20 protein-coding genes and 1 other annotated feature are annotated in these 19408 nt (G+C 48.4%); of the genes, 1 reads left to right on the forward strand and 19 read right to left on the reverse strand.

What is annotated here, in order from left to right:
* The coding region (locus BM058_RS16685) for an IS30 family transposase (RefSeq protein ID WP_143083060.1) at positions 1-299 on the forward strand (299 nt) is incomplete at its 5' end.
* Between the two features lie 119 nt (positions 300-418).
* Here BM058_RS16685 and nusG read toward each other — a convergent pair.
* The 19 genes from nusG to BM058_RS16780 all read right to left on the reverse strand — a co-directional run.
* Positions 419-952: a transcription termination/antitermination protein NusG gene (nusG, locus tag BM058_RS16690; RefSeq protein WP_090928569.1), complete on the reverse strand. Its 534-nt coding sequence runs from the start codon at positions 950-952 to the stop codon at positions 419-421.
* A 57-nt stretch (positions 953-1009) separates the two neighbouring features.
* Positions 1010-1204 (reverse strand): preprotein translocase subunit SecE, encoded by a 195-nt coding sequence (secE, locus tag BM058_RS16695; RefSeq protein WP_090928572.1) that lies wholly within the window; start codon positions 1202-1204, stop codon positions 1010-1012.
* A gap of 372 nt (positions 1205-1576) precedes the next feature.
* On the reverse strand, positions 1577-2227 hold the full coding sequence (sigH, locus tag BM058_RS16700; RefSeq protein WP_090928575.1) for an RNA polymerase sporulation sigma factor SigH: 651 nt from the start codon (positions 2225-2227) through the stop codon (positions 1577-1579).
* A gap of 85 nt (positions 2228-2312) precedes the next feature.
* Entirely contained in the window at positions 2313-2825 is a 513-nt protein-coding gene (locus tag BM058_RS16705) for an NYN domain-containing protein (protein ID WP_090928578.1), read from the reverse strand.
* A gap of 1 nt (position 2826) precedes the next feature.
* Positions 2827-3576 carry a 23S rRNA (guanosine(2251)-2'-O)-methyltransferase RlmB gene (gene rlmB, locus BM058_RS16710; RefSeq protein WP_090928580.1) on the reverse strand — a complete coding sequence of 250 codons (750 nt, stop codon included), beginning with the start codon at positions 3574-3576 and terminating at the stop codon, positions 2827-2829.
* Positions 3573-3989: a Mini-ribonuclease 3 gene (locus tag BM058_RS16715; RefSeq protein WP_090928583.1), complete on the reverse strand. Its 417-nt coding sequence runs from the start codon at positions 3987-3989 to the stop codon at positions 3573-3575. The genes rlmB and BM058_RS16715 overlap by 4 nt, the downstream gene beginning before the upstream one ends.
* Positions 3986-5389: a cysteine--tRNA ligase gene (gene cysS, locus BM058_RS16720; RefSeq protein WP_090928585.1), complete on the reverse strand. Its 1404-nt coding sequence runs from the start codon at positions 5387-5389 to the stop codon at positions 3986-3988. Before cysS ends, BM058_RS16715 begins: the two co-directional genes overlap by 4 nt.
* On the reverse strand, positions 5390-6055 hold the full coding sequence (gene epsC, locus BM058_RS16725) for a serine O-acetyltransferase EpsC (protein WP_090928613.1): 666 nt from the start codon (positions 6053-6055) through the stop codon (positions 5390-5392). It lies immediately after the preceding gene.
* 60 nt (positions 6056-6115) lie between these two features.
* Positions 6116-6350: a binding site (T-box leader), on the reverse strand.
* A 4-nt stretch (positions 6351-6354) separates the two neighbouring features.
* Positions 6355-7815, reverse strand: coding sequence for a glutamate--tRNA ligase (gltX, locus tag BM058_RS16730; RefSeq protein ID WP_090928587.1), 1461 nt, complete (start codon positions 7813-7815; stop codon positions 6355-6357).
* A gap of 38 nt (positions 7816-7853) precedes the next feature.
* Complete coding sequence (gene ispF, locus BM058_RS16735) at positions 7854-8357, reverse strand: 2-C-methyl-D-erythritol 2,4-cyclodiphosphate synthase (protein ID WP_090928589.1); 504 nt, start codon at positions 8355-8357, stop codon at positions 7854-7856.
* A complete protein-coding gene (ispD, locus tag BM058_RS16740) occupies positions 8335-9051 on the reverse strand; it encodes a 2-C-methyl-D-erythritol 4-phosphate cytidylyltransferase (protein ID WP_090928591.1) in 717 nt (238 codons plus the stop codon). The genes ispF and ispD overlap by 23 nt, the downstream gene beginning before the upstream one ends.
* Before the next feature lie 159 nt (positions 9052-9210).
* On the reverse strand, positions 9211-10308 hold the full coding sequence (locus BM058_RS16745; protein ID WP_090928594.1) for a PIN/TRAM domain-containing protein: 1098 nt from the start codon (positions 10306-10308) through the stop codon (positions 9211-9213).
* A 206-nt stretch (positions 10309-10514) separates the two neighbouring features.
* Positions 10515-11909, reverse strand: a complete 1395-nt coding sequence (gene radA, locus BM058_RS16750; protein ID WP_090928596.1) for a DNA repair protein RadA — start codon at positions 11907-11909, stop codon at positions 10515-10517.
* A gap of 107 nt (positions 11910-12016) precedes the next feature.
* Positions 12017-14473: an ATP-dependent protease ATP-binding subunit ClpC gene (gene clpC / locus BM058_RS16755; RefSeq protein WP_090928599.1), complete on the reverse strand. Its 2457-nt coding sequence runs from the start codon at positions 14471-14473 to the stop codon at positions 12017-12019.
* A gap of 27 nt (positions 14474-14500) precedes the next feature.
* Complete coding sequence (locus BM058_RS16760; RefSeq protein ID WP_090928602.1) at positions 14501-15580, reverse strand: protein arginine kinase; 1080 nt, start codon at positions 15578-15580, stop codon at positions 14501-14503.
* On the reverse strand, positions 15580-16125 hold the full coding sequence (locus BM058_RS16765) for a UvrB/UvrC motif-containing protein (protein WP_090928605.1): 546 nt from the start codon (positions 16123-16125) through the stop codon (positions 15580-15582). Before BM058_RS16765 ends, BM058_RS16760 begins: the two co-directional genes overlap by 1 nt.
* Before the next feature lie 27 nt (positions 16126-16152).
* Positions 16153-16617: a CtsR family transcriptional regulator gene (locus BM058_RS16770; protein WP_090928607.1), complete on the reverse strand. Its 465-nt coding sequence runs from the start codon at positions 16615-16617 to the stop codon at positions 16153-16155.
* A 107-nt stretch (positions 16618-16724) separates the two neighbouring features.
* A complete protein-coding gene (locus BM058_RS16775; RefSeq protein WP_090928610.1) occupies positions 16725-17411 on the reverse strand; it encodes an MgtC/SapB family protein in 687 nt (228 codons plus the stop codon).
* 1744 nt (positions 17412-19155) lie between these two features.
* Positions 19156-19408 (reverse strand): transposase domain-containing protein (locus BM058_RS16780; RefSeq protein ID WP_143083061.1); only part of this gene is annotated, 253 nt, incomplete at its 5' end.

The raw sequence follows: 19408 nt of genomic DNA on the forward strand, positions 1-19408 counted from the left end.
CCGTCTTTCAAACCATTACTTCGGACAACGGCTCCGAATTCAGCGAGCTGACGCAAGCCATTGACTGCGACCAGGTGAACGTCTATTACACCCATCCCTACACTTCTAGTGAGAGAGGCACGAATGAACGTCACAATGGGTTAATCCGACGGTTTATACCGAAAGGGAAATCCATCGACGATCTGGACGATACCGTCGTTGCTTATGTCGAGAACTGGTGCAATACGCTTCCCCGCAAAATCCTGGGATACCAATCTCCTAATGACCGATACGAACAGGCGTTGGCCACAATTATATAATGACAGATAATGGAATTTCGGTGGTTGTTGCATTTATTATTGCAATTCAAGATTTTATACGTTTCAACTTTTGCTGAAGTCCGGAACGGGCCTCCGGCCGGCAGGGGCATGTGCTGTTCCTATAACTTTTCCACCTGGGTGAATTCAAGCTCCACTGGTGTTTCACGTCCAAACATGTTGACGTGGACTTTTATTTTCTGTTTTTCCGCGTTAATATCTTCGATAGTACCTGTGAAATCGGCGAACGGACCTTCTGTTACTTTCACCGCTTCCTGCAGTTCAAAATCTGTTTCGGCTTTGGGCTCCTGCTCTCCAGCCTGACGGAGAATATGCTCCACTTCTTCAGGTAGAAGCGGGGTTGGTTTCGAACCAGCCCCGGTAGACCCGACAAACCCTGTTACTCCAGGTGTATTGCGCACAACATACCAGGAATCATCCGTCATAACCATCTCCACAATGACATACCCGGGGAATATTTTGCGCATAACCTGTTTGGTCTTTCCATTTTTCACTTCAGTTTCTTCTTCAACCGGTACAAGCACCCGGAAAATTTTGTCCGTCATCTCCATTGAGGCGACGCGCTTTTCCAGGTTCGTTTTCACTTTATTCTCATAACCGGAATAGGTGTGAACCACATACCAATTCATTTCCATTATTTGCTGGACGGTCCGTCCTTCCCTCCTTTTATTCGGAGCCTTCTGCTCATGCCTTTACTCAAGAATAATTCGAACCAGCTCTGACAACCCGAGATCCACGACCGCAAAGAAAATAACAAAGAACACCACCGTCACTAAAACAACAATTGTGTATTTTGTCAGTTCTCTTCGTGTCGGCCAGGTGACGCGCTTCATTTCTTTCCCTACTTCACGCAGAAACTTCACCGGGCTTTTTGTTCCGTCAGCCATACAGCCACCTCCAAACGAGCCAAACCGTCCTGCCTTCCACAGACGGCCGCCTTTCTCCTCTGATCCAACTATGTGTCTATCTTTTTTGTGAACAAATAAAAAAACAACCGCTCTCAGCTTCTTCCATCCGTTCCATGCGGTTTGTTTCTCCCGATTATTCCGTTGTTTCCCAAAAACACGCAGGCTATTCTTTTCAGCTGCCAATCAAGGTATCTAATGGACATACATTCTGCATACGCTAAGTCACTTTATCATAAAAAAAAGAGCATGTCAATTTACGTTGACACGCTCTGCAGCCAAAAAGAAACCACCACGTCACACAATTTGAAAACGCTTACTTTCATTGCTTAAAATTGAAGGTCTCTTTATTCCTTAAGAACCGACACCCTTTACTTCGACACACTTCTCTAATTTTCGTTTTACGCGCTGCAACGCATTATCAATAGATTTCACATGACGTTTCAGCTCTCCTGAAATTTCCTGATACGACCTCCCATCCAGATATAACATCAGCACTCTCTGTTCCAAATCACTGAGGACTTCACCAATCCGCCCTTCAATATCATGTAGTTCCTCACGGTTTACAAGAAGCTCCTCCGGATCACTTCCACGCGATTCACAGAGCACATCAAGAAGCGTCCGCTCCGACTCTTCATCGTAAAGAGGCTTGTCCAGCGACACATAAGAATTAAGCGGCATATGTTTCTGCCGTGTGGCTGTTTTTATAGCAGTAATGATCTGACGTGTGATACACAGTTCCGCAAACGCGCGGAAAGATGACAGCTTGTCCCCCTGATAGTCGCGGACCGCTTTGTACAGACCAATCATCCCTTCCTGTACAATGTCCTCCTGATCACCGCCGATCAGGAAGTAGGATCTGGCTTTGGCCCGGACAAAGTTCTTGTACTTGTTAATAAGAAATTCCAGCGCATGACTGTCCCCGGAGTGAACATGCCTTATAAGCAGTTCATCTTCTGTTCTTCCGGTATACTGATGTCCGTTTTCTTTGAGGTCAAGACCCAATACAACCCCTCCGCCCTCGACTGATTGTAGATTGCAGGAATATATAGCAATATTATATAGGAATTTTTATGAAGGCGTCAACAGCTCAACGGCCCCCTCGACGCCATTTTTCAAAAATTTCAGCTATTTCGCGCGGAAGGGGAAAATTCGACATATGTTCCTGCCGCGCCTGTTCGGTTACATCCCGCGATATGTTTTGTTCCACCATTTCCATTTCCACCCGTAATTCGCGTGCGGACTTGCGCAGGGCTCCACTGCCAAAAGTAAAGGACTGTTCCGCATAATCCGAGGTGGCAACGTAAACTCTTGTTTCCACATTCTTTAATTGTCCTACCAGTTTTTCAATCCGTTCATCCGCTGTTTCGTTCTCTTTTGTAAAAATAACATCCACCAAATACTTTTGATACAAGCGGCCTGCTCCTTCCACCATATGAGCATCAAAAATCACTTTGATATCCCAGCCCTTGTAGGCACGGTATTCGGCCATCTTCTGCACAAGGCGGTCTCTTGCCTCTTCCAGATTTTTATCACGTAATTCTTTTAATTCCGGCCAGTCTCCTATTATGTTGTATCCGTCCACGAGCAGTATATCTTTCATGCTAGACGCTTCCTAACGGAGAGCGGCGGCGGTAAACTTCATACATAAGAAGAGAAGCTGCTGCTGAAACGTTTAACGAGGACACTTGTCCAGCCATGGGAATCGACAGCAGAAAATCACACTTTTCCTTTACGTTGCGGCTCATCCCTTTTCCTTCGTTTCCAACGACGAGGCCGACAGGAACCGAGGCATCCAGCGTCCGGTAATCCTCTGTCTCCTCTCCCGCAGCTCCGGCCAGCCACAGCCCTTCTTTTTTCAGTTCTTCCATCGTCCGTGCCATATTGGTTACCCTGGCTACCGGAACGTGGGCTGCAGCACCGGCAGATGATTTGAAGACGGTATCGGTCAGTCCCGCAGAGCGTCGTTTTGGAATAATAACTCCGTGGGCGCCGGATGCATCTGCCGTACGGATAATCGCTCCAAGGTTGTGAGGATCCGAGATTTCATCCAACAGTACAAAAAACGGTTTTTCCTGCTTTGTCTCTGCAGCCGCAAACAAATCTTCCACCGCTGCATAGGACACGGCCGGCACGGAAGCCAGCACCCCTTGATGCGCCGTCGTTCCGGAAAGATCGTTCAACTTATTCCGCGGTACCGTCTGCACGACAATACCCTGCTCTTTTGCCAATTTCTGCACATCACGGATCTGGCCCTTCCCAGAGCCCTCGGCGAGCCAGATCTTATGAATCGGCTTCTCGGCACGCAGGGCTTCCAGCACAGCATTCTTTCCGTATATCCATTCGTCTTTCATTCTTTCTCACTCCCTTCCCTTATCTTTACAGCATAAGTAATAAGCTCTTCCAGTCTATCCCCCCGGCCGCGGAAGTACACGTATCCAATCAATGCTTCAAACGCAGTGCTGTACCGGTACGTGTTTTGATCCGTGTTTTTCGGGACCGATCCAGATTTTGCATTTCGACCGCGTCTCGCTGCGGCGGCTTCCTCACCGGAGAGCATATCCTCCTGCAGCAAGGCATGCATCACTTCAGCCTGGGCTTCAGCGGAAACATAAGTGACAGCGCTCCGGTGAAGCTGATTCGGCCGTACGCTTCCAGAGGCGATAAGGTAGTGGCGGATGTGAAGATCATAGACGGCATCTCCCATATAGGCAAGCGCAAGGGCATTTAACTGTCCTGCATCTACATACTGATTTTTACCTGTCATGACTGCTCTCTTTTCCATCGTGTGCCCTGCGGGGTATCTTCGAGAATGATCCCCTGTTCCTTCAGATGATCCCGGATTTCATCCGCTCTCGCAAAATTTCTTGATTTCCTGGCCTGCACCCGTTCTTCCATCAACGCTTCAATCTCTTCATCCAGCATACCTTCCGACGTTTCCACCTTGATATCCAGCGCCGATCCGATTTCACGAATCGTGTCCAAAAAGGATGTCAGCACTTCTTTGGACGTCTGTTTCTCCTCAAGATAGAGGTTGGCTGTTTTGATGAGATCAAACAGGACCGTGATACCGTTGGCGCTGTTAAAATCATCGTCCATTTCACGGATAAAACGCTGCAGGTGTTTTGATGCGGTTTCCTTCCACCTGCCTGCTTCTCCAAAGTCCGCACTTTCCCGGCGGCGGTGCTTCAGGTTATTGACGGTAGTCTGAATCCGTTCCAGGCTGTTTTTGGCACTTTCGAGCAGTTCTTCATTGAAATTCAACGGACTGCGGTAATGCGCCTGCAGCATAAAGAAACGAATGACTTCGGGAGAATGCTTTTGAATAATGTCATGAACAAGCACAAAATTCCCGAGTGATTTGGACATTTTTTCATTATCAATCTGGATGTAGCCGTTATGCATCCAGTAGCGGGCCATCTCCTGTTCATTCAAAGCTTCCGACTGAGCCATTTCGTTTTCGTGATGCGGAAAGGCCAGGTCCTGTCCGCCGGCGTGAATATCAATTGTCTCACCCAGGTATTTCTTCACCATCGCCGAGCATTCGATATGCCACCCCGGACGTCCGCTGCCCCACGGGCTTTCCCAGGCGATTTCCCCTTCTTTGGATGACTTCCACAGGGCGAAATCAAGTGCGTTCTTCTTTTTCTCCCCCGGTTCAATACGGGCGCCAAGCTGCAGATCCTGAATCGATTGCGACGACAACTTGCCGTAACCGGAAAAAGACCGCGTGGAAAAATAGACATCCCCGTCTGCTTCATAAGCATATCCTTTGTCTATCAATGCTTTGATAAACGAAATGATTTCAGGCATCGTTTCTGTCACCCGCGGATGAAGATCCGCTTTATCCACCCCGAGCGCTCCGGTATCTTCAAAGTACGCCTCTATAAAACGCTCTGCGAGCCGGGGAACCTCTTCACCGAGTTCGTTCGCGGCTTTAATGATTTTATCATCGACATCGGTGAAATTCGAAACATAGTGAACATTGTACCCGCGGTATTCGAGGTATTTGCGAACCATATCAAACACGATTGCCGGACGGGCGTTCCCGATGTGGATATAGTTATAAACGGTTGGTCCGCACACATACATTTTCACTTCGCTGCCGGACATCGGCTGAAATGCTTCTTTCTGCCGGGTTAGTGTGTTATACAGCATAATCCCCATTCAGTCATCGGTCCCTTCCTTTATCGTTTTTCCTTTTTGCTCCGCAAGCTCTCGTTTCAGTTCCGCAATCTCCTGTTCCAGTTCTTTAAATTTATCCGAGACAGGATCGGGCAGCTTATGATGATTCAGGTCATTGCGTTCCACTTTCACTCCGTCCTGAACGACGACTTTACCCGGAATGCCGACTACGGTAGAGTTGGGCGGCACTTCTTTTAAAACAACAGAGCCGCCGCCTATATTGGAATTCCGGCCGATTGTCATCGACCCAAGAATTTTGGCACCAGTCGCAATCAGCACATTGTCTTCAATGGTCGGGTGACGTTTCCCTTTTTCTTTGCCGGTGCCGCCAAGTGTCACACCCTGGTAAATAGTCACGTTGTCTTTAATCTCACATGTCTCTCCAATAACAACACCCATGCCGTGGTCAATAAACAGGCGCTGGCCGATGACCGCTCCCGGATGAATTTCAATCCCTGTAAAGAAACGGCTGATCTGGGAGAGAAGACGTCCCAGAAAATACATCTTCTTTTTCCAGAGCAGATGAGCGATCCGGTGGGACCAGATAGCATGCACGCCGGCATAGGTGAATACGACTTCCAGCCTGCTTCGGGCAGCAGGATCCTGTTCAAACACCACGTCCATATCATTTTTTAACGTCTTCCACATAGCGTATTCCACTTCCCTCCCCCGGGTGTAGTAAAAAAGCGTCTCCGTGCATGTTTTCTGCACAGAGACGCTTGTCTTGAAACGCGGTTCCACTCTGTTTAAAAGAAATACCTCCCGCGGGATATTTCTTTTCCCTTCCTGGATAACGGCATTACTGCCGCTTCCGCCTACTATCGTTTCAGCGGAAGGCTCAGGGATGCATGTTCAGCTGCGTCGTTCCAAAACCACTCTCAGCCGCGGTGATTCTCTCTGTCTGGACGAAGCGCCGCTTACTTCTTCCCGTCTACACTTTCTCTTTTTTATTGTGATGCTGCGTGCTTCAGCCGCTCCTGTACAGTTTCTTCTCCAAGCAGCGCGATTGCCTGCGGCAGCTCCGGACCGTGTGTCTGCCCGGTCACCGCTGCCCGGATCGGCATAAACAGTTTCTTGCCTTTATGTCCTGTCGCTTTCTGCACAGACTTGATAGCTGCCTTTATTTCATCCGGTTCAAAGGCCTCAAGAGCTTCCAATTCTTTTGAAAACTGCTCCAGGACCTCCGGCACCTGTTCTCCGGACAATACATCTTTGGCATCTTCATTATAATCGATTCCGCTTTGAAAAAACAACTCTGTCAACTTGGTGATTTCCGCGGCGCAGTGCATCTGTTCCTGATAAATGGAAACGAGACGTTTCGTCCATTCATACTGCGTTTCACTTAATGAATCAGGCAGTTTGTCTTCTTTCTGAAGGTAAGGAACAGCCAGTTTTGTAAGTCGGTCCAGGTCCGCTTCTTTTACATACTGGTTATTCATCCAGGCTAGTTTGTCGTTGTCAAAAACCGCCGGCGCTTTGGAAACGCGTTCCAGTGAAAACTGCTCCTGCAGTGCTTCCATCGAAAACAGCTCTTCTTCCCCGACAGGCGACCAGCCGAGCAGCGCGAGAAAATTGACCAGTGCTTCCGGCAGATACCCAAGTTCCTGGTACTGCTCCACGAACTGCATAATGGATTCGTCTCGTTTGCTCATTTTCTGACGGTCGGGATTAAGAATCAGGGAAGCATGGGCAAACATCGGCTTTTCCCAGCCGAATGCTTCAAACACCAGAGCCTGCCTCGGCGCGTTGGACAAATGCTCTTCCCCGCGGATAACATGCGAAATGGCCATCAAATGATCATCGACGACGACCGCGAAGTTATAGGTGGGGATTCCGTCTTTACGAGCAATGACGAAATCACCGATATCATCTGTTTCAAACGTGACATCTCCCCGAACCTGATCCGGTACGTGTACGCTTTTGTTTTCAGGAACACGAAAACGCACGACCGGCTGGATTCCCTGATCTTCGTAGGCTTTTCTCTGTTCCGGTGTCAAATCACGGTCGCGTCCGCTGTATTTCGGAGCTTCTCCGCGGGCAAGCTGTTCTTCGCGTTCTTTCTGCAGTTCTTCTTCCGTCATGTAATCATAGTACGCTTTTCCTTCTTCAAGAAGCTGCTGCAGATATTTTTCGTAAATATCAATTCTGTCCATACAGCGGTAGGGAGCGTAAGGACCTCCTTTGTCCACACTTTCATCCCAGTCGATGCCGAGCCATTTCAGGCTGTCCATCAGTTTATCCGTGGCATCTTCCACATTTCTTGCCTGATCTGTGTCTTCAATGCGGACAATAAACTTTCCGCCCTGACTGCGGGCGAACAGAAAGTTAAACAACGCAGAACGCGCTCCGCCGATATGAAGATGTCCTGTCGGGCTTGGCGCAAACCGAACTCGTACTTCGCTGCTCATAATCCTCCACCTTCCATCATGATTAGTTCTGTTTTTTATTAGACGTGCTTTGCGCCTCCATCTGCTTCTGCTCTGTTCTCAAGCAGGATGACAGCATGAGCGGCAATACCTTCTTCTCTTCCCGTAAATCCAAGCTTTTCGGTTGTCGTTGCTTTTACATTAACCCCGGAAAGGGGATTTTTAAGCACACGGGCTATGTTGCTTCGCATCTCATCAATATAAGGTGCCATCTTCGGTTTCTGCGCAAGAATTGTACCATCTATATTGACTAGTTGGTACCCCTTCTCCCGAACCAGCTCATAAACCTGCTCAAGCAGCAGTAAAGAGTCCATGTCTTTATAGGCGGGATCCGTATCTGGAAAATGAGCACCGATATCACCGCCTCCAACAGCACCGAGCAGCGCATCCGCCACCGCGTGCAGCAGAACATCAGCGTCGGAATGCCCGTCCAGCCCTTTAGGGTGCGGGATGGTCACCCCTCCCAGTATAAGCGGGCGCCCTTCTGTCAGCCGGTGTACATCAAACCCATGTCCTATTCTCACTGCCCTTCCCCCTTCGCTTTTTCAGGATCGCTTTGGCGACGACCATATCTTCCGGGGTAGTCAGTTTAATATTATCATAACCGCCTTCCACGATATGTACCGGAACGTTCATCCGTTCCACTAGGCTGGTGTCATCCGTCCCCCGGAACTGATCTTCTTCGGCTTTTTGATAAGCATCGTAAACAACGGAAAACTGAAAAGCCTGCGGTGTCTGGACGGACCAGACACTTGAACGCTCAATCGTTTCGGTTACTACACCATCAGCGACCTTTTTCACTGTATCTTTCATGCGGAGACCGATTACTGCTGCCCCCTGCTCTGATGCTTTGAGGACCAGTTCATGTATATGGTCTTCCGTCACAAACGGCCGCGCTCCGTCGTGGACCAGAACAATTGCGTCATCTGAGCCGTCTGCCTTCTTCAGTCCTTCAAACACACTATCCTGTCTTTCCTGACCGCCAGTCACAATATGTTCAATTTTACTGACGTTCCATTTCTTGAATAATGTGTTCATCGGGCCGGTTTCATCATCATTGGCGACGACAATAATCCGTTCACACCACGGGTCCTGTTCAAAAACAGAGACGGTATGAACGATTAAAGGCCGGTCCTCGAGCATCAAAAACTGCTTATTATGACCGGCTTTCATCCGCTTGCCCTGTCCTGCCGCCGGTATCACGACTGTATATTTCATATTACCTCTCCAATAACTGAGCTCGCTTTAAAATCAGGCTCTTTTATCATAACTTGAAAGCCCTCAGGTCGCAATAAGAAAAGCGCACAGCGCCCCGGACAGCGGAAACCCCTTCACCAAGAAACCCCCCTGCCTGCATGAGACAGAGGGGCATTTCGTTTATAAGGCTTTTTCCATCAGTTTTGGTTTGGCAAATATCATACGACCCGCACTTGTCTGAAGGACGCTGGTTACTACAACCTGAACTGTTTTGCTGATGTACTCGCGTCCGCCTTCCACGACAATCATCGTTCCGTCATCAAGATAGGCGACACCCTGATCCTGTTCTTTCCCGTCTTTGATAACCTGGACATTCATTTCTTCTCCTGGGAGTACGACTGGTTTAACAGAATTGGCCAGGTCATTGATGTTCAGTACTTCCACACCCTGCAGATCGCATACTTTATTCAGGTTGAAGTCATTGGTGACAACCATGCCTTCGCGTATCTTCGCCAGCTTCACCAGTTTGCTGTCCACTTCATGGATATCTTCGAAGTCTCCTTCATAAATCTCCACATTCACGGGCAGTTCTTTTTGAATCCGGTTTAAAATATCCAGACCACGGCGGCCGCGGTTTCGTTTCAATACATCGGACGAATCCGCAATATGCTGCAGTTCTTCCAGCACAAATTCCGGAATGACGAGTGTCCCTTCAATGAATCCGGTCTGACAGACATCTGCGATACGACCGTCTATAATAACGCTGGTATCCAGAATTTTAACCTTAGCTCTTTCTTCCACAGGTACTGTTTCCTCTTTCTTTTTTGCCGTGGAAGCAGCACGTGCGGCTGGAAGCAGACTTTTAAGCTCCTCACGTTTCTTGAAGCCGAACTGAAAACCAAAATAACCAAGAAAAAACGTGATAAAGATTGGTAAAACAGAGTTAACGACCGGAAGATACAGGGAATCCAGCGGCAGGCTGATGAGAAACGCCACTACTAAACCGAATACAAGACCAAATGTCCCAAAGAGCACATCGGTAACCGGGGCTCTCACAATCTTTTCTTCCAGCACCCGCATTCCGTGGACAATATGGTCAGCCACCCAGAACGTTGCCGCAAATACAATAACTGCGCCGAGAAGTGCGCTTACATATGGATTGCCGAGCCAACCAGGTATCGAGCTATAATTTAGTAAAGATATTAATTCCGGTATAAAGATAACACCCAGCGTGCCTCCGGCCAAAATAAAAAATAGTTGTACAATACTTTTCAGCACACCCTCTCACCTCCTTTTCATCATTATGGACAATATTTCTATTTTCAAACCCTGCTGCCGAATTTCTTTATATCATCTATCCAGCAAGGGGGTTTTAATTTAAATGTAGCAAATTTCAAGGTGATTGTCACAGATTTTTGGAAATTTTCATTGTATCGTGAACAAATTGTAATTCCGATGTCACATTCTACAACAAGTTACATTTTTCACCATTGAAGAGTGGAGTGTTCAAGACACACTTCCAGTGCTTCTTCCAGCGTCGATACGCCGACGACTTCAATATTTTCAGGGTACGTCCATCCCTCCAGATTTTTCTGCGGTACAACCGCCCGTTCAAAACCAAGTTTGGCCGCTTCATAAATTCTGTCCTCCACCCGGGCAACCCGTCGTATTTCGCCGGTCAAACCCACTTCACCCACAACGACATCCGCCGGGTTGGTTGCATGATTACGGAAACTCGAAGCAATGCACACCGCCAGACCAAGATCAATCGCCGGCTCATCCAGTTTCACACCGCCTGCCACGTTCATGTAGGCATCCTGGTTCTGCAGCAGCATACCGAGCCGCTTCTCAAGAACGGCCATCAAAAGAGCAATCCGGTTGTGATCCACTCCGGTTGCAGTCCGCTTCGGATTGGAAAAGCTCGACGGTGCAATGAGAGCCTGTATTTCAACGAGTACAGGACGGGTTCCTTCGAGCGAGGCTACAACGATGGATCCGGCACTCCCCTGGGTTCGTTCCTCCAGAAAAATCTCGGACGGATTTTTCACCTCTTTCAATCCCATTTCCTTCATCTCAAAAATACCGATTTCATTCGTTGATCCAAAACGGTTTTTTACGGCACGGAGAATGCGGTACGTATGGTGCTGTTCCCCTTCAAAGTAAAGGACCGAGTCGACCATATGTTCCAGCATTTTCGGGCCGGCTATTGCTCCCTGCTTGGTCACGTGACCGACGATAAACACGGCAATACCTCTTGACTTCGCTATTTTCATGAAAGCGGAGGTGGTTTCACGCACCTGAGACACACTGCCGGGCGCAGAAGATATGCTGGACTGATGCACAGTCTGGATAGAATCAATTACTACCATCGTGGGCTGAATCTGATGAATCGCCTGATCTATCAAATCCATGTCGGTCTCTGCGAATACAAACAGCGTATCAGCGTGAACCCCGAGACGGTCCGCTCTTAGTTTGGTCTGTTTTACCGATTCTTCTCCGGAGATATAAAGCACACTGTGATTCTGTTCGGCCAGTACCGACGTCAGCTGCAGAAGAAGGGTGGATTTTCCTATTCCTGGGTCCCCGCCTACCAATACGAGTGAACCCGGCACGATTCCCCCGCCGAGTACCCTGTTCAACTCCGGCAGAGATGTATCTATTCTCGGTTCTTTTTCTCCCGCCACCTTCGTTATTGGTTCCGGCTTTTTCGACGCCTCTCCGCTCTGCTGAAACGATCGTTTCGCTCCGGAACTGTCTGCCGGTGCCTCGATTTCTTCGACAAGTGTGTTCCATTCTCCGCAGCCTGGACAGCGCCCCATCCATTTTTGTGATTCATACCCGCAGTCCTGACAGACGAATTTTGATTTTTGTTTTGGCATCAAGCGTCCCCCGCTTTATGTTCGAGTTCATTTTTGATATAAAACAGCTGTTCGCAAAAGGCCTGAGCCTTTTACAAACAGCTGATGCTATTCAGATATACTCTCTTTTACGTTTTGGCTCCGGATTTCGTTTCAACAATATACTCTCCGTCTTTCACATCGATATATGCTGTGTCTCCGTCTTTAATCGCACCGCGCAGGAGTTCTTCAGAAAGACGGTCTTCCACCTGGCGCTGCAAGGCACGGCGCAGTGGACGAGCTCCGTATTCCGGATCAAAGCCTTCGTCTGCGATTTTATTCCGGGCCTCTTCACTGAGCTCAAAGTTAATGCCCTGCTCTGACAGCCGTTTTTTCAGCTGTTCGGCCATCAAGCCGACAATTTCTTTGATGTGCTGCTTCTCGAGACTGTGGAAGACGATGATCTCATCAAGACGGTTCAAAAATTCCGGGCGGAATGTATTTTTCAGTTCGCCCATCACTTTATCGCGCATGTCCTTGAAGTTTTCTCCTTCATCAGTATTGGTGGTAAAACCTGCATAGTTGTTTTTACGGAGCAGGTTGGCACCTACGTTTGAAGTCATAATGATGGCCGTATTTCTGAAATCCACGCGGCGGCCTTTCGAATCGGTCAGGAAACCGTCCTCAAGAACCTGCAGGAGAATATTGAAGACTTCCGGATGCGCCTTTTCCACCTCGTCGAGCAAAATAACGGAGTACGGATTACGACGGACCTTTTCTGTAAGCTGGCCGCCTTCTTCAAATCCTACATATCCCGGCGGGGAACCAACCAGGCGGCTGGTGGCATGACGTTCCATGAATTCAGACATGTCAATGCGGATGATGGATTCTTCATCTCCAAACAGTGTTTCTGCAACAGCTCGTGCCAGTTCTGTTTTACCAACACCAGTTGGACCGAGGAATATGAATGAACCGATCGGGCGTTTAGGGTCCTTCAGCCCCGCACGAGCACGCCGCACAGCCTGGGACAGGGATTTCACCGCTTCATCCTGGCCAACCACACGGTTATGAAGAATTTCTTCCATACGAAGCAGCCGCTCGGTTTCTTCTTCGGCAATTTTTGAAACCGGAATACCGGTCCAGCTTGCTACGACCTGGGCAATGTCTTCGGCTGTCACTTCTGTATTTTCCTGACCCTGCTTTTCTTTCCATTCGTCTTTCATATTTTCGACTTCTTCACGCAGGCGCTGTTCACTGTCGCGAAGCGATGCCGCTTTTTCAAATTCCTGACTCTGTACGGATGCATCTTTTTCCTTGCGGGTCTCTTCCAGCTTCTGTTCCAGCTCTTTCAGATTAGGCGGAGCTGTGTAAGAGCGGAGTCTTACTTTTGAGCCCGCTTCGTCAATCAGGTCAATGGCTTTATCCGGAAGGAAACGGTCGGAAATGTAACGATCCGAGAGTTTAACAGCTTCTTCGATGGAAGCGTCCGGAATGGTGACACGGTGATGGGCTTCATAACGGTCACGAAGTCCGGCCAGAATTTGTACCGATTCTTCCGCAGTAGGTTCATCCACTTGAATCGGCTGAAAACGGCGTTCCAGCGCTGCATCTTTTTCGATGTACTTCCGGTATTCATCGAGTGTCGTAGCACCAATGCACTGCAGCTCACCTCTGGCAAGCGACGGTTTCAAAATATTGGAGGCGTCAATTGCCCCTTCTGCGCCGCCGGCTCCGATAAGGGTGTGGAGTTCGTCAATAAAGAGAATGACATTCCCGGCCTGACGGATTTCTTCCATCACCTTTTTCAGCCGGTCTTCGAATTCACCACGGTATTTGGTCCCGGCGACAACGGTTCCCATATCGAGTGTCATAACCCGCTTGCTGCGAAGAATTTCCGGAACCTCATTGAAAATAATGGACTGCGCCAGGCCTTCGGCTACTGCCGTTTTACCGACACCAGGTTCGCCGATAAGTACCGGGTTGTTTTTCGTCCGGCGGCTAAGCACCTGAATGACACGTTCAATTTCATTGCCGCGGCCGATGACCGGGTCAAGCCCCTCTTCTTTCGCTACGGCAGTCAGGTCACGGGCAAGACTGTCCAGTGTAGGGGTGCTGGCATTGGAGTTTCCGCCGGCAGGCGCAGCCTGCTGCTGATTACCACCGGAGGATTCATTATTGCCAAGCAGCTGAAGAACCTGCTGGCGTGCTTTATTCAGGCTGACACCCAAATTATTCAGCACTCTGGCTGCAACACCCTCTCCTTCTCTGATTAAACCGAGAAGAATGTGCTCTGTTCCTACATAGGAATGACCAAGCTTTCTTGCTTCATCCATGGACAGTTCGATAACTTTTTTGGCTCTCGGCGTATAATGAATCGTTTTTGACCCTTCCTGACCGGTGCCGATCAGTGATTCCACTTCTTTTTGAATCTGGTCTGAACCAAGATTCAACGCCTGCAGCGCTTTGGCTGCGATACCTTCTCCCTCCCGGATCAAACCGAGAAGAACGTGTTCTGTTCCTATATTGTTATGGCCAAGCCGGATAGCTTCTTCCTGCGCAAGCGCCAGTACTTTTTGAGCTCTTTCCGTAAAACGTCCAAACATCATCTATGCGCACCTCCACTTTTAAATAACTTACTCGTCACTTTGTTTCTCCAGTTCCATTCTCTCACGAATCAGCGCTGCACGTCTCACGTCACGCTCATCCGCCCGCAGCTCTTTTTCAGCATACTGCCGAAGAAAACCCGGCTGCGTTAAAATCATTAACTCATTCAGGATATTACCCGAAATTCCCTTGATTAAATCAAGATCAATACCAAGACGTACATCTGACAGTCTTTCCGTTGCTTCTTTGGATTCCATGATCCGGCTGTTTTTCAAGATCCCAAAGGAGCGGAACACTTTATCTTCCATGTACGTCCTGGATGAACGCATCAATGCATCTCTTGCCATTCGTTCCTGCCGGATAATCTGCGTTACAACGCCTTTCAAATCTTCGACAATATCTTCCTCCGGCTTTCCAAGCGTCATTTGATTGGATATCTGAAAAAGATTTCCCTGGGCTTCGCTCCCTTCACCGTAAATTCCGCGAACGACAAGCCCTAACTGGTGAATGGCAGGTAAAATTCGATTCAGCTGCCGCGTCATGACCAGAGCGGGCAGATGCATCATGACAGACGCTCTCATGCCGGTGCCGACATTGGTCGGGCAGCTTGTTAAGTACCCCCGCTTTTCATCAAAGGCATATGTTATCTTTTCTTCGGTCCAGTCATCCAGCTTATTGGAAAAATCAAGTCCCTCACTCAGTTGAAAACCACGGAAAAGCGTCTGCATCCGTATATGATCTTCTTCATTCAACATAATGCTTACCGACTCATCCGGACTGAGCATGACAGCACCGGATTGAGAGCGCTCCGCCAGATACGGACTGATTAAATGCTTTTCCACCAGCACCCTTTTTTCATTGGAATTCAAATCGTCCATGTTCAGGCGTTCCAGAGAACTTCCGGTCTGCAGCCGAATCGATGAAAACTCCGCGGCTGTATCATTAAGTACCGCTTCAGCCATTTCCGGAGGAGCAAAAACAGGGAAAGGATATTGTTCCATATTACGGGCAAGACGGATTCTTGTGCTTAATACAATATCACTGTCCGGCCCCGGTCCACTTTTCATCCACGGGCTGATCGCTTCGGAAATAAAACGCTGCAGTGACATCAGGCATCCTCCTCCCCGCTCTGCATTTTTCTTTCCAATTCCCGGATATGGTCGCGCAGCCTCGCCGCTTCTTCAAACTCTTCTTGTTCTATGCTTGTGCGCAGATCTTCGCGGAGCTCTTCCATTTCGCGCTGCACCTTCATATTTCCACCTGTTCGTTTTGGAATTTTTCCGGTATGGCGGTGGTTTCCACTATGTGCACGTTTTAATATCGAATCCAGTTTTGTTTCAAACGCCTGATAACACCGGGCACATCCAAACCTGCCAGTTTTGGCAAAACGTTCATATGTTAAACCACACCTATCACAAACAGGCTGCCTTGGTTCCTCTGTTTCCTGCGGTTTAAATCCATTGTTTCCAGATATATGCTCAACATTCAACAGACCGGACAATAATTCATGAATAGAATAACTGTTCGACCCCGGAATCTGTTCTCCTTTATTCCGGGCACATTTATCGCACAAGTGCATCTCTGCTTTTTTTCCGTTTATGATTTTAGTGAAATGCAGAGCAGCCTGGCGTGTCTGACATTCTTGACAAAGCACTTTCTACGTCCTCCCTCCCCGTCCATTCTATTGATACCGCAGACTCTGCAGCATGGCCTTCAACATTTTCGCGCGAAGCCAATCCCGTTCTTCTGCGTATTTCAACGATAGAATATTCCGGTCCAGAGCGGATGCCATCACATTTGCCTCCCGCCTGGATACAGCATTCTCTTCATACAGGCGCATAATAATACTTTCTGCTGTTACCTGATCAATCCCTCCATCAATCAGCATCAACAGTTGATTAATCAGTTCGGCGTGATCGTCCACCTTTACTTTTGTAATACGAATGTACCCACCACCGCCCCTTTTGCTTTCCACAATATATCCTTTTTCATTTGTGAATCTGGTGCTTATTACATAATTAATCTGTGACGGTACACATTCAAAACGCTTTGCCAATTCACTTCGCTTTATCTCAATTAAATCCTTCTCACTTTGAGTAAGAATCTGCTTTAAATATTTTTCAATACCATCAGAAATGTTACGCAAAAGGGCCAGCCTCCTTCCCTTTCCATATCTATTTTAGAACTACTGACTTTGACTATCTTTGACTTTCATCATAATACAAAAAAACAAAAAAATCAAGCTCTGCCCCACTACATAACCATTTCCACTTTCTGCACCCCTTTTATTCTGATTAACTGGTCATAGAGGTGAGCCTGATTTGTATCCGGCAGGCTTTCAATGTCAAAAGTAAAAGATACATTCTCTTCCGTGCTTCCTGCTATATTTTTCACCGTAATATTCTGTTCTTCAAATACTTTCATAATTTCAGAGAGAGAGGTATCAAGGCTCTTTAATGTTACCTCTACCTTTTTACGGGTTGGTGTATCCTGAAACAGCCTCTCGATATTGTGGAGAAACAACAGACTCAACAAAACAATGATGGTTGTTAAAAGTGCAGCGAAATACATACCAGCTCCTGCTGCCAACCCTATAGCAGCCACAACCCAAATAGATGCTGCCGTGGTCAATCCTTTCACTGAGACTCCCTGAACAATGATTGTCCCTGCCCCTAAAAATCCAACGCCGCTTATGACATAGGAAGCCAGACGAGACGGGTCATATGCAGAGATATCAGGATTTTCTTCGAGGTAGGGCTGGAACCCAAACAACGCCATAACCATTGCCAGACAGGCTCCTGTGCCAACAAGCAGGTGTGTTCGAAATCCAGCCGGGTGCTTTTTATACTCGCGTTCTGCGCCAATAAGACCAGCCAGAGCTGCAGCAGATAAAATCCTGGCCATAATTACGTAAGATTCCTGTGTAATAAATGCATCCATAAAACGCCTCCTGTTCATGTAACATACAAACCGCATACAATCACGTTTTAAAAATCATACCATATCCAACAGTTTCCCATAACACCCTTCTCATAATCTTCATAATCCATCGACTTCCGGGAGAAGCGGTTGGTCGATAAATGACAGCTTACAGCTAGTTCTGTCTTGCTTCCCCTCAGGATTGGTCAATAGAAACACGCTATCAACCATTTCTCTCCGGACCCCTTGGGAAACACAGCCCATTGGTTCAATCCACCGACCACTTCAGGTCTTCTTTAAATTTATATTAGTACCGGCAGCCCGAATGGCATGCAGCATTTCAGGAAAGTCGTTTGAGGGTTCGCGGCAGCGTGCCATGCAAAAAGATGATATCCCCCTTTTTTCCTATCATACGCAGTATTGGAAGGGTTATGGCACGGCTGTTGATTATCCAAATATAGGAAGCGTTTCGTTGGACTCCGCCTTTCCTGCCCGCTTTCCGCGGGCGTCGCCTCAGCTACATACCGGAAGGAAGATCGGCTAAGTCCGGCACGTCCTGTGCCAACGCCGATCTGACTCACCTCGTATGAGCCTCCGGTGATCTTCGGCTGACGCTTCTCCCGCTGGAGTCGGGCAGACGGCTCCGCCCAACGAAAAAGAAGGGGGGATACATGCTTTGATCACAGATGCACCCTCCTCATAGAACCCTTTCCCATTCCTTTATATGGTAAATAAACAGGCGTGGGGTTATGGACTTTTTGCGGGGTGAATTGAGTCTGTGACAAAAATAAAATAGGCGGAGGAAAAACACGAATGTCCGGCGGCGTTGTTCAACCATCGTACAGCAGCGGAGCCAACATGCTTTGACTCCTGCTCCAAACAGCACGAGTCGCGGGTCCCCGCAGGGTGTGCGATCAGGTCAGCGCCCGCACGTGACATACTTCCACAGGCTAATGACGTTTACCGGGGTACCAAACCCTCTAAAGTGCCTTCGGAATCATTCATAGTGACGTTTATGGACGCGCCGGGTACTATAAAGTGCCTCAGGCGTTATGCCCAACGACGTTTTAGGGGGTCCTTTTCCCCCTAAAGTGCCTTCGGGACTATTTCTCTCCCTTTTCCTGCCATGACGCGGGCTCTTTGCTGCGTCCGACCCGTTCATTTTTCCGCTGCATGCCGTCTCGATTCGTTCCTAATGACGTTTACCGGGGCGCGGGACTATCTAAAGTGCCTTCGGAATCATTCATAGTGACGTTTAGGGACGCGCCGGGTACTATAAAATGCCTTCGGCGATGTGCCCAACGACGTTTTAGAGGGTCCTTTTCCCCCTAAAGTGCCTTAGAACCCCTTTGCAACGAATGTCCGTTCCCCCAACCTGAACACAGCAAACAAACGCCTGCATTTTCTGCGTCCGTACGGCCGGATCCGTTCAGGTGTTGTTTCGATGCCGGCCAACGGGTCCTGAAACGACCGGGTGCAATGAAGACACGGTGAGCCCCAGCGAACCGATGTCGCCCTTGTACTCCGGAGTGCAATGAAGACACGGTGAGCCCCGGCGAACCGATGCCGCCCTTGTGCTCTGGAGTAAAAGCGAAGTATGTTGGCGCAGCGGTGCCTCTCCAAAATGAAGAATGCCGAACGATTAAAAAAATCGTTCGGCATTCTTCATCTGATACAGGTTTTGTCCCAGACTCATAGTAAACGTAAGCGTCAAATAATCCCCACCTTGATAAAAGGATGGGGATTTGTCGTTTATAAAACAGGGCTATGATTGGACAGGAATGCGGCAGCGTTCTGGAAGCTGCGTAGACCAGGGAAGCCATTCATCCAAGGAAGCATCTTCCTGCTGCTGGGGCAGCGTCTCAAATAAATAGGTTAGATAGGGAAACGGATGGAGATGATTTTCTTTCGCCGTTTCGATAATGCTGTAAATGATGGCGCTCGCTTGAGCGCCGCGGGGTGTTTGGGAAAAAAGCCAATTTTTGCGGCCGATCACAAAAGGTTTCATCGAACGTTCA

Source organism: Salibacterium qingdaonense, assembly GCF_900114715.1.
Taxonomy (GTDB): Bacteria; Bacillota; Bacilli; order Bacillales; family Marinococcaceae; genus Salibacterium; species Salibacterium qingdaonense.